14 protein-coding genes are annotated in these 13,901 nt (G+C 37.8%); 9 read left to right on the top strand and 5 right to left on the bottom strand.

What is annotated here, in order from left to right:
* Window position 1 precedes the first annotated feature (1 nt).
* From ACIF8R_RS16410 to ACIF8R_RS16385, 6 genes are all read left to right on the top strand, one after another.
* The gene (locus ACIF8R_RS16410) at window positions 2-1,540 is read left to right on the top strand and encodes a 3-hydroxyacyl-CoA dehydrogenase (protein ID WP_396481988.1); all 1,539 of its coding nucleotides are present in this window, start codon (window positions 2-4) and stop codon (window positions 1,538-1,540) included.
* A gap of 12 nt (window positions 1,541-1,552) precedes the next feature.
* Complete coding sequence (gene pcaF / locus ACIF8R_RS16405) at window positions 1,553-2,761, top strand: 3-oxoadipyl-CoA thiolase (protein WP_000390387.1); 1,209 nt, start codon at window positions 1,553-1,555, stop codon at window positions 2,759-2,761.
* 41 nt (window positions 2,762-2,802) lie between these two features.
* Window positions 2,803-4,092, top strand: a complete 1,290-nt coding sequence (gene paaK, locus ACIF8R_RS16400) for a phenylacetate--CoA ligase PaaK (protein WP_017481515.1) — start codon at window positions 2,803-2,805, stop codon at window positions 4,090-4,092.
* 53 nt (window positions 4,093-4,145) lie between these two features.
* On the top strand, window positions 4,146-5,111 hold the full coding sequence (gene paaX, locus ACIF8R_RS16395; protein ID WP_000062822.1) for a phenylacetic acid degradation operon negative regulatory protein PaaX: 966 nt from the start codon (window positions 4,146-4,148) through the stop codon (window positions 5,109-5,111).
* Complete coding sequence (locus tag ACIF8R_RS16390; RefSeq protein ID WP_022574860.1) at window positions 5,098-5,703, top strand: DapH/DapD/GlmU-related protein; 606 nt, start codon at window positions 5,098-5,100, stop codon at window positions 5,701-5,703. The genes paaX and ACIF8R_RS16390 overlap by 14 nt, the downstream gene beginning before the upstream one ends.
* A gap of 77 nt (window positions 5,704-5,780) precedes the next feature.
* The gene (locus ACIF8R_RS16385; protein WP_396481983.1) at window positions 5,781-6,164 is read left to right on the top strand and encodes a PaaI family thioesterase; all 384 of its coding nucleotides are present in this window, start codon (window positions 5,781-5,783) and stop codon (window positions 6,162-6,164) included.
* A 25-nt stretch (window positions 6,165-6,189) separates the two neighbouring features.
* On the opposite strand, the gene ACIF8R_RS16380 is transcribed toward ACIF8R_RS16385, so the two are convergent.
* Window positions 6,190-6,825 carry a TetR/AcrR family transcriptional regulator gene (locus ACIF8R_RS16380; RefSeq protein ID WP_396481981.1) on the bottom strand — a complete coding sequence of 212 codons (636 nt, stop codon included), beginning with the start codon at window positions 6,823-6,825 and terminating at the stop codon, window positions 6,190-6,192.
* A gap of 232 nt (window positions 6,826-7,057) precedes the next feature.
* On the opposite strand from ACIF8R_RS16380, the gene ACIF8R_RS16375 reads away from it, so the two are divergent.
* Entirely contained in the window at window positions 7,058-7,951 is an 894-nt protein-coding gene (locus ACIF8R_RS16375) for an NAD(P)/FAD-dependent oxidoreductase (protein ID WP_396481979.1), read from the top strand.
* 196 nt (window positions 7,952-8,147) lie between these two features.
* Here ACIF8R_RS16375 and ACIF8R_RS16370 read toward each other — a convergent pair whose 3' ends face one another.
* The 3 genes from ACIF8R_RS16370 to ACIF8R_RS16360 are packed head-to-tail and all read right to left on the bottom strand — an operon-like array spanning window position 8,148 to window position 9,657.
* On the bottom strand, window positions 8,148-8,582 hold the full coding sequence (locus ACIF8R_RS16370) for a hypothetical protein (RefSeq protein ID WP_396481977.1): 435 nt from the start codon (window positions 8,580-8,582) through the stop codon (window positions 8,148-8,150).
* Window positions 8,583-8,633: 51 nt separating this feature from the next.
* The gene (locus ACIF8R_RS16365) at window positions 8,634-9,215 is read right to left on the bottom strand and encodes a histidine phosphatase family protein (RefSeq protein ID WP_396481975.1); all 582 of its coding nucleotides are present in this window, start codon (window positions 9,213-9,215) and stop codon (window positions 8,634-8,636) included.
* A 1-nt stretch (window position 9,216) separates the two neighbouring features.
* The gene (locus ACIF8R_RS16360) at window positions 9,217-9,657 is read right to left on the bottom strand and encodes a hypothetical protein (RefSeq protein WP_396481973.1); all 441 of its coding nucleotides are present in this window, start codon (window positions 9,655-9,657) and stop codon (window positions 9,217-9,219) included.
* A 152-nt stretch (window positions 9,658-9,809) separates the two neighbouring features.
* Here ACIF8R_RS16360 and ACIF8R_RS16355 point away from each other — a divergent pair, with 152 nt between their 5' ends.
* On the top strand, window positions 9,810-10,874 hold the full coding sequence (locus ACIF8R_RS16355) for a hypothetical protein (protein ID WP_396481971.1): 1,065 nt from the start codon (window positions 9,810-9,812) through the stop codon (window positions 10,872-10,874).
* 180 nt (window positions 10,875-11,054) lie between these two features.
* Here the strand turns inward: ACIF8R_RS16355 and ACIF8R_RS16350 are convergent, their stop codons facing one another.
* Entirely contained in the window at window positions 11,055-12,212 is a 1,158-nt protein-coding gene (locus ACIF8R_RS16350) for a hypothetical protein (protein WP_227819253.1), read from the bottom strand.
* A gap of 1,021 nt (window positions 12,213-13,233) precedes the next feature.
* On the opposite strand from ACIF8R_RS16350, the gene ACIF8R_RS16345 reads away from it, so the two are divergent.
* Window positions 13,234-13,842, top strand: coding sequence for a TetR/AcrR family transcriptional regulator (locus ACIF8R_RS16345; RefSeq protein WP_396481969.1), 609 nt, complete (start codon window positions 13,234-13,236; stop codon window positions 13,840-13,842).
* Window positions 13,843-13,901 lie beyond the last annotated feature (59 nt).

Below are 13,901 nucleotides of genomic sequence, written 5' to 3'. Positions count from 1 at the left end.
CATGACAGATTTAGACTTATCTCGTGCCCGAATTGCCGTTATTGGTTCTGGCACCATGGGCATCGGCATTGCTCAGTTAGCGATCGTCAATGGGCATTCGACTGTTTTATATGATCTGGACACTCAAAAAGCGCAACAAGCCGCTCAAGGCTTAGGGCAGACATTTAAAAAGCTGGTTGAAAAGAACAAGCTCACAGAGCAGCAAGCTGATGAAGCCTTAGCGCGTTTAACGGTGGTCAACCAAGTTGAAGCACTGCGTGATGTCGACTTGGTGATTGAAGCAGTGGTTGAGAAAAAAGAAGTTAAACAGTCTTTATTTAAGCAACTCGCTGAAATTTGTAGTGCGCAAACCATTTTTGCAAGCAATACATCTTCAATTTCAGTGACTGCAATTTCGGCGGGTATTGCTCATCCTGAGCGCGTAGTAGGTTTACACTTTTTTAACCCTGCGCCAGTCATGAAATTGGTCGAAATTGTACAAGGCTTAAAAACACCAAACAGCTTATGTTTGGCTCTAAAAAATTTGATGTTGAATTGGAAAAAAATTCCAGTACTCACCAAGTCGACTCCCGGTTTTATTGTTAACCGAATTGCACGGCCATTTTATGCAGAAGGCTTTAGAGCACTGCAAGAACAAGTCACCAGCTATGACCAGCTAGATTATGCCTTAAAGCAATGTGGCGGTTTTGCGATGGGGCCTTGTGAACTAACCGACCTCATTGGGCAAGATGTTAACTTTTCGGTAACCCAAAGCGTTTACCAAGAGTTTTTTTACGAACCACGCTACCGTCCAAGCCTCATTCAAAAAGAATTGGTCGATGCAGGTGCTTGGGGCCGTAAGTCAAAACAAGGCTTTTATACCTATAACGAAAAAAATCAGTACGAGACATTTCAGCCTCAAGCTGTGGTTGCCAAGCCTGTCGATGCCCATATTCAGCTAAAAGGGACTTGGTCTCAGCTACCTGCTTTTTTAAAGCGTTTAGGTTTAAAAAGCGGATCTGCGAGTGACGACAATATCCTTCAAATTGATGATATCGACTTACGTTTAAGCCAAGGTGAGTCAGCCAATATTCATTACTTAAGCCGTAAAGTGGTTTTAATGGATTGGCACCATGATTTTGAGCACGCAGAGGCTTTAGTACTCAGTCATAACGAACTTTGTGAAGCAAGTGATCTCGCTAAAGTTGAAGCGTACTTTGCGCAGTTTGGTATCAGCGTCATGTGGATTAAAGACCATCCGGCACTGTTAACCTTACGCACCATCGCTTTACTCATTAATGAAGCCTGCGAAGCAAGTTTACATGGTGTTGCGAGTCTGGAAGATATTGATAATGCCATGAAATATGGAGTGAATTATCCTAAGGGTCCTTACCAGTGGTTGACACAAATGGGCGGCGCTTATGTCCTCCAAACCTTAAATAACTTATTTGCACTGTATGGAGAGGAAAAATATCGCGCGAGTATCTACCTCAAGCAATATGTAGCGAAAACTCAAAATATTGCTACTCAATATTCACGTGATATGACCGAATTTGCATAATCAGGAGTCAACATGGAAGACGTTTTAATTTGCGATTTTATTCGTACCCCAATTGGACGATATGCAGGTGCCTTAAGTGCAGTACGTGCAGATGATTTAGCTGCATTGCCCATCAAATATTTAAAAGATAAACACCCGAACTTGCCGTGGAATACGGTAGACGAAGTGTTTTTAGGATGTGCTAACCAAGCAGGTGAAGACAACCGTAACGTCGCACGTATGGCAACACTGTTAGCAGGCTTACCTGATAGTGTACCAGCGATGACGGTCAATCGTCTGTGTGCATCGGGTTTAGATGCAGTAGGACTTGCGGCGCGCTCAATTAAAGCAGGTGAAGCGCAGTTTGTGTTGGCAGGTGGTGTGGAGTCAATGAGCCGTGCGCCATTTGTACAAGCTAAACCGACCGAAGCGTTTAGCCGTACACCTGAAATTTATGACACCACCATTGGCTGGCGTTTTGTAAATAAGCAACTCAAAGCACAATACGGCACCGACAGCATGCCTGAAACAGCCGAAAATGTAGCTGAAAAATATCAGATTAGTCGTGAAGACCAAGATGCGTTTGCATTGCGTAGCCAACAAAAAACGGCTGCGGCACAGCAAAATGGTTTTTTTAACGACGAGATTTTGCCTGTCGAGATTGTAGATCGTAAGAAAAATGTGAATGTGGTGAACCGCGATGAACATCCGCGTGAAACAACACTTGAAGCACTCGCAAAACTAAAAGCGCCGTTTAAAAAAGAAGGTGGTTCGGTGACTGCCGGAAATGCCTCTGGTGTAAATGATGGCGCAGCGTGTGTGTTAATTACCAACCGTGAATTTGCAGATACACATGGTTTAAAACCTTTAGCACGTGTGATTGGCATTGCAAGTGCGGGGGTTGAACCCAAATATATGGGTATAGGTCCTGTTCCGGCTGTGCAGAAGATTTTAAAGCAAACAGGTTTAACGCTAGATCAGATGGATGTGATTGAACTAAATGAAGCATTCGCAGCCCAATCTTTGGCTTGTATGCGTGAACTTGGCCTAAAAGATGACGATGAACGCGTTAACCCAAATGGTGGTGCGATTGCGTTAGGACATCCGCTCGGTATGAGCGGTACACGTTTAGTGATTACGGCAACACGTGAGCTAAAAAAACGCGGTGGACGCTATGCACTTTGCACGATGTGTGTGGGTGTTGGACAAGGCGTCGCACTGATTTTGGAAAATTTAAATTAATTTAGACGGTTTTAAAAAATTACATAATGAGGAGATAGGCGATGGACAGCCTTACAACGGATAATGTTGAACAATTAACACTTGCAGAGCTTAGAGAGCTGCAAACTAAACGGTTAAAACAAACCCTGACTTTTGTATATGAAAATAGTCCGGTCTATAAGAAAAAGTTCGATGAAGCAGGTGTTCATCCTGACGACTTCGTGACTTTAGATGATCTGGCAAAATTTCCATTTACCACCAAACAGGATTTAAGAGACAACTATCCGTTTGGAATGTTTGCTGTACCGCAAGAGCAAATTGTGCGTTTACATGCATCATCAGGCACAACAGGTAAACCGACTGTGGTGGGTTATACCCAAAAAGATATTAATACGTGGTCGGACATTGTTGCGCGTTGCTTACGCATGGCGGGTTTAACTGCGAAAGATATGGTTCAGGTGGCTTATGGCTATGGACTATTTACAGGTGGACTAGGCGCACATTATGGTGCTGAGCGCTTAGGTGCAACGGTTATTCCAATGTCTGGTGGACAAACTGAAAAGCAAGTTCAGCTTATTCAAGACTTTAAACCGACTGCAATTATGGTCACACCATCATATTGCGTGAGTATTATTGAAAAGCTAGAACAGCAATTTGGTACTGCACGTAATACGTCTTTAAAAGTCGGTATTTTTGGTGCCGAGCCGTGGACCAACGAACTGCGCCGTGAAATTGAAGAACGTCTTAATATTAAAGCACTCGATATTTATGGTTTGTCTGAGGTGATGGGACCGGGCGTTGCCATGCAATGTCTAGGTGAAGGCGAAGGGCTAACCATTTGGGAAGATCATTTCTACCCTGAAATTATTAACCCTGAAACAGGTGAAGTCTGTAAAGATGGCGAACTTGGCGAGTTAGTCTTTACCACCATTACCAAAGAAGGCTTGCCGATTATTCGTTATCGTACCCGTGATTTGACCCGTTTGCTCGCTGGCGAAAATCTGGCGATGCGTAAAATGGATAAAATTGTGGGCCGCAGTGACGACATGCTGATTATTCGCGGCGTGAACGTTTTCCCGACTCAAATTGAAGAGCAAATTTTGCAAGTTCCGCATTTAGTTCCAAATTATGAAATTTTGGTGACTAAGAAAGGTCATATGGATACTTTGCATATTCGTACAGAGATGTGTCATAACTGTACTATACAGGCCAATCAACTTGCTCAGGAGTTGATGAAACGCATTAAAACCATGATTGGGATTAGCGTTACTGTAGAAGTTGTTACAGAAGCGACCTTACCTCGTTCGGAAGGAAAGGCAAAGCGGGTAATCGATATGCGTCAGATTGCTTAACATCAAGATCATTCAGGGTATAGAATCTATACCCTGAAACTAAACGCCAAGACATGAGTATGAGTGCAAAAATACAGCAAATAATTGATTCTGTTGTAAAGAATGAAACCTTAAGTGGAACTTCGCTTATTTCGACAATTTTTGGAGATTCAGTACTTCATCGGGGTGGAAATATCAGTCTTGCAAGCCTGATTCAGTTATTAGAGCTATTTGGTTTTAATGATCGTGCTGTAAGAACCTCTGTTTTTCGTTTAGTTAAAAATGATTGGTTATGTTCAGACAAAATTGGCAGAACCAGTTTTTATCGAATTACCGATTCAAGCCGTTCGACCTATTTGCAAGCCGAGCAACGTATTTATAACGACCAGATGAAAGAGTGGGACCATTATTGGGATCTTATTCTGATGTCTAGTCTCGACACCGAAAATAAAGCGTTGCTAAAGAAAGAACTCGAATGGTTAGGGTTTGCCAATATTTCGACAAACTTAATGGCTTATCCGGGGTGTAACCGTATTGAACTGCAACGCTTGTTGGTTGACTTAAATATGAGTGAGCAAGTGGTGGTGTTTAAAGCCGAAACATTGCAGCTCTTTAATAATTCGGTCGATACCATTGGTCGTATGCTCAGAACCAACTGGCCCATCGATGAATTACGCCAAAGATATCTACAGTTTCTCGATATTTTTAGAGAAATTGGCGTGTTGCTGATGCAGGAAAACGAACAACTCGAACCTGTTCAGGCCTTTCAAATTCGAACTTTGCTGATTCATTATTATCGACGGATTTTGTTGAAAGACCCTGCATTACCGCTTGAGTTGTTGCCAACTGACTGGCCTGCAATTAGTGCACGAACTTTATCAATGAATATTTATAAAAAAGTATTTGAACCTGCGGATGAATACTTCTTGTCTGTTGCCGCAACAGCAGAAGGACCAATGCCAAATGCCACAGCACATTACTGGCGACGTTTCGGAGGTTTGGTGGCGACAAATGAGAGGTTAAATCATGCCTTGTTATAGTATTGACGGTGTTATTCCGGTGGTCAGCCCAGAGGCTTTTGTACATCCAACCGCTGTTTTAATTGGTGATGTGATTATTGAAGCGGGTGTATATGTAGGGCCATTTGCTTCATTGCGTGCCGATTTTGGTCGTATTCATATTAAGCAAAATGCCAATATACAAGATAGCTGCACCGTACATGGCTTTCCGCAAAGCGTGACTTTAGTTGAGGAAATGGGCCACATTGGGCATGGCACAACTTTACATGGCTGCCGCATTGGAAAAAATGTTTTGGTCGGCATGAACAGCGTAATTTTAGACTATGCTGAAATTGGTGAGAACACCATTATTGGTGCAAATAGCTTGGTCAAAACCAAAGATATTATTCCGGCAAATGTACTGGCAATGGGCAGTCCTGCCAAAGTTGCACGCGATTTATCAGAACAAGAAAAAAAGTGGAAAACCAGAGGCACGCAAGAATACATTGAGCTTGCACAGCGCTGCTTAAATTCAATGCAAGAGGTCCAGCCTTTAAGCTCAGAGTTGGATGACCGCCTGACCTATAAGGACTTTAGTTCTTCAAACTATCAGATTAAACAAGATAGTGTTTAACGGCTTTTAATCAGTCGATTTCAATACACATAGATTTATAACACTTAAGGAATACTCGCACGAGTAGGGAGACGTTTGTGCAAAAAATGGAAATTACTGCGGTTGATCAATTCGCAGAGCTATTGGGTGTACAAGTGCTGCATCGCAGTTTTGATGAAGCGCGTTGCAAGCTTAATGTAAAAGACGAACACATGAATGCATTGGGCGGCGTGCATGGTGGTGTTATATTTTCTTTAGCCGATATCGCTTTTGCGATGGCTTGTAATGCAGGGGATGCGCCATATACAGGCCTACAGGCTGATATTCGTTATATGAGCGGTGCGAAAGATAAGGTGTTATTTGCAACGGCAATTAAAGTCGGAAGTAGTAAAAAATTCGCGCATTATGAAGTGGTGATAACAGATGGTTTGAATAATAGAGTCGCTTTATTTACATCTACCTGTTATAGGCTTGCGCCGTAAGATAAAGCAAAGCCTATTAATTCATCTAGTTGCTACCACCATGAGCAGCGATGAACATTTCAACAGCCGATCGACAATAGGATTCGATTTCATTATCGTCCGTTGCTTTCGCTTCATCAAAACGTGCAATCATTAATAAATCAGATCCTTTAAAAAGCGCGGCAAACATTCGCGCAGATTGATGAGGATTAGGCACATTCAGAAGCTCTTTTGTATGCAACTGACATAGCATGGCTTCGATTTGGGCGATGACATGAGTAGGGCCTGCATCGTAATGAAGCTTGCTTAATGATTTTTGATTTGTTTTGTCAGCTACGATCATAGCCTCGACACTGCGAACATCTGAACTTAATAATGTACGCAGTAAAGATGAACCTGCTGCCATAAGCTGTTCTTCGGCCGAGCCTTGGATTCCTTCAAAAAGATTTTGTGGTGCAAACTGTTGGCATCGGGCCAATATTGCTGCACTGAAAAGGGCTTCCTTGTTCTCAAAGTGCCGATAGATACTAAGCTTCGATATTTTTGCTTTTTGGGCAACTTTGTCCAATGTTGCTGCTTGAAAACCCAATTCGACAAAAAGCTCATACGCCGTATCAACTATCGTTTTAGCTAATTCTTGATTTATTGGTCGACCGCGTTGACTTCTCTTTTTCTCGCTCACAATAATTATAGTCCTTGACAGTATCTTAATTATTGAATTACGATACCATAAAGTATCCTAAATGTGCAATCGATTGATAAGATCTTAGTCGTTCGGTTGGTTAGCACAGTGATGGGTGACTTTCTCTGCAATGCAGAAGTGTATTTATTGCCTGTTACAACTAAATATCTGAGCAGGGTATTGAACCTCAGGCATTACCTAACTTCTTGATTTAAATTAGGAGCCTATCACTATGGATGACGTCATCATTATAGGCGGCAGTTTTGCTGGTCTTGCTGCTGCACTGCAACTCGGCCGTGCTCGTCGTAAGGTTACTGTTCTTGATACGGGCCTGCCGCGCAATCGTTTCGCTGGTCATTCTCATGGTTTGCTTGGACATGACCATAAGCCACCGCTGGAAATCTTAGCTGAAGCACGTCAACAGTTAGAACGCTATCCAACGATTAAGTTAGTCAATGCCCGGGCTGAAAGCATCTCAGGTTCTATCGATAACTTCTCGGTCCTTACGAGCGATGGTAAAACTATGGGCGCACGCCGTCTTATCTTAAGCTATGGTGTGGTCGACCAGATGCCTGATATTTCTGGTTTTGCTGAAAATTGGGGCAGATCCATCGTGCCTTGTCCTTACTGTGACGGTTTTGAAGTTGCTGAACAACATTGGGGACTCATTTGGTCTGGCCCAAAGTCCCACAATTATGTACGTCTATATCATGATTGGACGAGTACATTAACGGTCTTTACTAATGGTCACGAGATTTCTGCTGATATTCTGGCAGATCTCGAACGCCGTAATGTAAATGTGGTAGAAGGCCAGATTACCGAAATTGTCCACAATGAAGGGCGTGGTGCAACGGTATGCTTCGATAACCACCAAAACGTCATGGTTGATATCCTATTCGCACATCCAGACACTAAGCCATCCGCAGGCCTACACGAACCATTAGGTCTTGAAACGGTCGATACACCTTTCGGTATAGCAATTAAAGTTGATGAGCGTCGTGAAACCAGTATGTCTGGTATCTATGCTGCTGGTGATCTCGCTAATCCACTCATGTCTTCAGTTACCGCAGCATCATCGCAGGGTGCAATTGCGGGTATCTCTGCTCAGCAGTCGATGTTGGTCTGAGCGCATATATTCTTTTCTTTAGTTATATGATCGTCAGTCTTTGGTTAAAGGCACTCCTGAGTAAGAGTTCACTCTGATTGATGACTGATTTTTTATGACACAAAAATAAAGAGGTTTCGGCCTCTTTATTTAGCTATTAGTCGTTATTTCTGTCTAAAACTACTCACTTTTATAAATAATGAGTTGTGAACGGGCCTTATTTTTCAGAGTCTAGATAAACAACACCTAAATTAACTTTTTTATAAGGTCTGAATTCACCTTCATCAGCTTTTATTCTTTTATATTTCTCCTCAGAATAGTCTATATCTTTTACCTTAAACCCATCAAAACTAATATAAATTAAAGCAGCCATGTTAGAGTACTCATGCATGTCTGGTTTAAAAAAGTAATATTTTTTTGAAATTGGCTTTAATATGAAGCTACCATCTTTATTTAAAACAAGCTCGGGAGCATCATTTGGAGTTAAACCATTAAATTCAATAAAGCCTTTTTGTTGTCTTAGAGGTTCTTTCGTAGCGTTATTATAAATATAGCCTGTCACTTCTGGAGTAAGATAAATTTCTTTCTGTGAGCAAGCTGAAAGAGTTACTGTCATACAAAAAAAGAGTAGCAATGTTATTATTTTTTTCATTGTTTTGAAGTTCCTAAAAGTCTAAAAGTAACTTATACGAAATTGATCAGTTCAATAATTAAAAACCTGAGTATTTCTAATTGGTTGATAAACCAAGTTGTATCTAAATTGCTGCATTAAATCTTTGGAAATTGGTTGAGGTTGTTGTATTTGCATCATCAAAAGCTGCAAAAAATGTCCATGACTAAATACAGCCAAATTCTTTTGGACATAGTTTTCATTCAAAGCTTTTAACTTCTCAAGAAAAGCTTGAACTCGCATATATAGATCTTCAAAAGATTCTGCATCGTCGGCATCTTTATGCTGATAATCCATTTTTTCCCAATATGCATTTACCCAAGCTTTACGGTCGTCCATATTGGTATTGGCACATTTACGCTCAGACAAATAGCTAAATTCATGCAAATGTTCATCTACTTCAAAATTGAGATTATATTTTTCTAGTAGTGGGGCAGCGGTTTGATGTGTACGCAAATATTGAGACACAATCACATGATCAATTTTAGGCAGTTTTGAACATAGTGTCTGCGCTTGTTTATGCCCATTTTCACTTAAAGCAATTGAAGCATGTGAAAGGGTTTTTCCATTAATGTTGGCTTCACTTTCAGCATGTCGGATTAGAAAAATACTCATATTAATTCCGTTTTGATAAAACCAATTCCTGACTTTCATTGTAAAAAGTTAAGATATAGCTTTTTAAAGTTTTCCCATTCGAACTGATACAAAATTTTCCTGAGACTGGTACTTTCCATTCTGATCCAACATTGCTTGCTAAGCCAATCCATGCGTGTCCATTAAAAGTAAATACTCGTTCCTTTTCTATATGGAAGTCTTCAAAATAAATGGCATCACACCAAAATTTGTCAATGTTATCAAAGTCTTTTTTAGAGAATTTCCAACAACTTAAAATTGAAAAGTTACTTTCAAACCATTCATCTTTGTAGTTGAGATGAATATAGTTATGAATGGCCTCGGCCGTAAGTTTCTCTAATTGTAGAACTCTTCGCTGAATGCGTCTTTTACTCGAGTAAATGAATTTTCTATACTTATCTTCTTGGTATTCATTTCTTTCCATATTTTTAAATATTACATAATAATTTGTATAAGATTAGCATGATACATTAAAGGAAGCGTCACATACTGTCGCACAGAGCATTTCTTATACTTTCTTTCCAAAAGTTTTTTGTTTAATTTATATTTTCTTAATATATTTTTAGGTAAATTTAAATGAACGAAAACAAGGCAATCTTTATAAAACCGAATCACCTAGGCTTGAATATACCAAAATTAGATCCTGTTTTAATAAATAGTAATAAAAAACAAGGTATTGAGACTACATTGGTCTTGGATTCTAATATCTTAATCAAAATGGAACGTGTCGTTAAAGCGGGGAATAAGTGGAGCTCGGTTAAAGAAAATGGATTAGATAATTTAATTAAATTGCTTCAAAAATGTAATCCTTATAGTGTTTGTTTATCTCCAGGGTTTGCATTGAAAGAAATGCCTCCTCAAAAAGCCAAAATTTCCATGGATTTTTATGAAAATTTTTGTTCAGTACATTTACCAAATTTTGTAGATACACCTAATAGTACACGTAAAGCTTATACGGATTTTAGTAGCGACTATGGCTTTGTCGATCTAACCACAGAAGCAAAGTTAGCATTTGTATTACCTTATCTTAACTTTCTTTATCTGAATTACATTGAGTATTGTTATTCAGGTACTCCAATTGAAAAATTTAAAGCTTATGTTGATTTACTAGAAGAAAAAGTTGATCTATTAAGTGCCACAGAAATTGAAGTAGCCAAATATTGTTTTTTTAATACAACAAACCTTCAAGAAGGAAAACTTAAAAAGTTCTGTCAAAAAATTAGAGAGAACTCCGTAAAATACAAAAATAAACGTGCTGTAGACATAAATCAAATTAAGCAAATAGCATTTAATGGAGCGAGTGATATTCATTTATTACATGTAACAAATGCGATGGATAAAAAATTATTAGATAATATAAAACAAGATTGCTGGCTTGTAACTATGGACAAAAAGTTGGCAGCTTTTTGTGACCTTTTTCATCAAATAAGTGTTAATGGTGTTTCTCAACCTTATGCCATGTCAACAATATCTGAAGAAATGGTGAATGATGAATATTGGCAATCTGCAAATGAATACTTTTTATTAAAAAGTATAAAGCGTCGTGAATATCATCTATCTCGAGAATTTAATTTAGAAAATTTACTTCCAGTAGTTGAAGATGCTATAACTATGTTTGATAAAGATTTTAAGTCAATTTGAAATTAAAAATATCTTTATATCTTAATTATGAATAAGCCTGTCTTAAGACAGGCTTATTTTTTTTAAATAAGTATCTAACATGATTAGCTATAGGTTTATTTAACCTTGGTATTTATCAGTTGACATAGATAAAAGCTATAAAAAATTACTCTTTGTTATTAAGAATAATTTAATATTTAGCTATGATGATGAGGGATTTTTCATCTTAGTATCATCATCTTTAGTATTTACTGATGTTGTGCTCTTAAATAAATCTATAGTAGCTTTAAGTATGTCGGTATTTATCTTCATTTGATCTTGTAATAAATCTCCAGATTTATCTATTTGTGTTTTATCTACATCTTTACCAAAGTATTTTAGTGCAAGTTCTTTTCGAATATTATTGGCAACATCTTGGTCCATTCCTGAAACATAGTCGGGAAAGGCTTCTAATTCAAGTTTTGTCTGTTTTGCTTGCTCTTGTCTTAATTGATAGAAACTTGTGAGTTTTAAGAAATATGTTGATAGAGTGATCCCGACCAATAAAATTGCAAATTTAAAGATAATATATTTTAATGTGTTTCCATTGAATGGATATAAAATTTGGTTATTTAGAGTTAAGCAGTTAGTACTTGTATTTATTGATAGGCTGCAAGATAAGCCTAATATATTATCCCATATTCCTATTAATGGGTTGTAACCTACGGTAAACATAAAAGTTAAGATAACAAAAGTGAAAAAGTAAAATCTATATTTTTCTTCTAACTTTTTAAAATCATTTTCAATTTTTGAATAAATATCAGCACTAGATTGATTTTTATTTGAATTTTCAATTTTATTGAGTTTAACTAAATTGTCGCTATAATATTTTTTTATAGATGTTAATTCTTCTTTTAATTTTAAATTTTCTAATTTTTCCTCTAAAGATGTTTTGCTTAGTTGTTTAAAGGTAAATAAATTGAAATCTGAGTTGAGATAGTTGTTGAAAATGTCAGATAATTCATTTTCAAGAGTTGTGTTAACTTCTCTTAGTAATTCAGTAATACTAATATCATACTCAATAAACTTATTAAAACTTTTATTTATAATGGAAAGTATAAATAAAAGTTTTTCATCTAGTTTGTGATTTTTCTCTTTAAAATTTATAAGATTGTTGATAATCCTTACTAATATATCTAGCTTTTCTATTACTTGATTTTTACCCTTTAAATCTTTTTCTGGTATATCTATTTCTTGCAAAAAATTAATAAAAAAATCAAAAGCTCCTGTATATGAACTTGTATCATCTTTTTTAAATTCTAAATTTTCAAAACTAACCATCCCATTGTAAATGTTTAGATTTAAGTAATTTCTTTTCATCTTCATACCTTGGAAATAATTCAGAGTATCCTGTCATTACTTCTATAATTTATTTTAAAATCAAACTAATAATTAACTAAGTGCTAGAGTTTTTTATATGCTGGAAAGATGGTTTTTGCTCATATCTTATGCTCCTCATGTCATTAGTAATTTATCTTTTTTACATTTCTGATATTTAATTGAAATTCAGAATTTTCCTGTGTGGAGGGATTATAAATATAAATTCTATTTGAAGGAACACTTAATTAATTTATAAGGACGTAAAAATTAAATGAATATAATGAGCATTTTGCTAGTATTAGTGATTTATATAATTTTAAAAATAGTTTCAAAAGAGTAAAATGGGCTAACAACTAAATGAATAAGATGAAATCTAGTATAAGGTATTCTTTCGCGATAACTTAACAAAGTTACACCCATCTACAATCCCCGACTTAACAATAACTCCCTCATTATTTAGCCTTACTTTCTTAATGATTTAATTTAAAACAAACGGCATTTTGCGTGCTTGACTGCAAAAGGGTTGGGCACTATTCTTTGCCTGCTGGTCACATTACCAGCCGGTCGTCGCGGACCGAGTACAACAGCATCAGAATTATTCCTTTCTGAGGGATAATTTTGTGTGAGCATCTCCTCGTCTCCTCCCGTAGCGGTAGGACGGGAGAGGGACACCTTCGGGTGTGCTGGTTGTTGTACCAGTCCGCGAACCTTCTTCCGTTCTGCCACCATAATTTCTATTCATGTCGGCAGAACTCCCAATAAAAAGGAGTTGGCTTTGCACATCCACTATTTCTTGGCTATCAATGCCAAAAGCTATAACGACACAGCTTAAAAATTAAAGCAGCTTGAACGACCCAAGGTTTTCAGGCTTAAAGTCATTTTTACTTAAAACTTAGCAACAACAAAACTTGAGATGTGCCAAGCACAGTCTTTACGGCTTTGCTGTGCCTTTTTTTCTCCCAAAAAGGGCACAGGCTTTTTATCTCATGCAGAAACAACAAGAATTTAAAACGGAAAAATTATGCGAAATTTAGAAATCTCTTCCAAAAAACTACAGGTTATTCAAACCGCAATTCAACTCTTTACCACCCGTGGCTTTCACACGTCAGGCGTAGACTTGATTGCTAAAGAAGCCCAAATCACCAAATCCACGTTTTATAAATATTTTGGCTCAAAAGAGCGCTTAGTCGAAATGTGCATCGCCTTTCAAAAAAGCTTACTCAGAGAAGAAGTGCTTGCCATCATTTACTCAAACCGTTACTACACATCAAAAGATAAACTCAAAGAAATTATCGTTTTACATACACATTTAAACAGCCTCTATAACCTTTTACTGAAAGCCATTTTTGAAATAAAACTGCTTCATCCGCAGGCTTACCGTATGGCGGTTGAATATCGAAAGTGGCTGCGCCATGAAATTTTTGATCTGATTTTTAGCGGTGAAATCTGCGAGCCACAATTCGATGCCAACATGGTGGTAAACCTGATAGATGGTTTACTACTACAGGTTTTAGGCTCGCAAGGTTTGGAGGAAAGAGATGTAGTGTTGGATTATTTTTTAAATTCTTTTGTTAGAAACTTTAGCCCACAATTACGGGAAGTATCAGCCCTAATGATAAATAGCGATTAGATGAGCTTTGAGCGTTGCACTAACAGAGCAATAAGTTGACTTCAAATTGTGGCTTAAGT

The sequence above is a fragment of the Acinetobacter sp. ABJ_C4_1 genome (assembly GCF_044538495.1).
Taxonomy (GTDB): domain Bacteria; phylum Pseudomonadota; class Gammaproteobacteria; order Pseudomonadales; family Moraxellaceae; genus Acinetobacter; species Acinetobacter nosocomialis_A.
The sequence above is the reverse complement of the archived record's forward strand: the minus strand, read 5'-3'. Positions and strand labels throughout refer to the sequence as shown.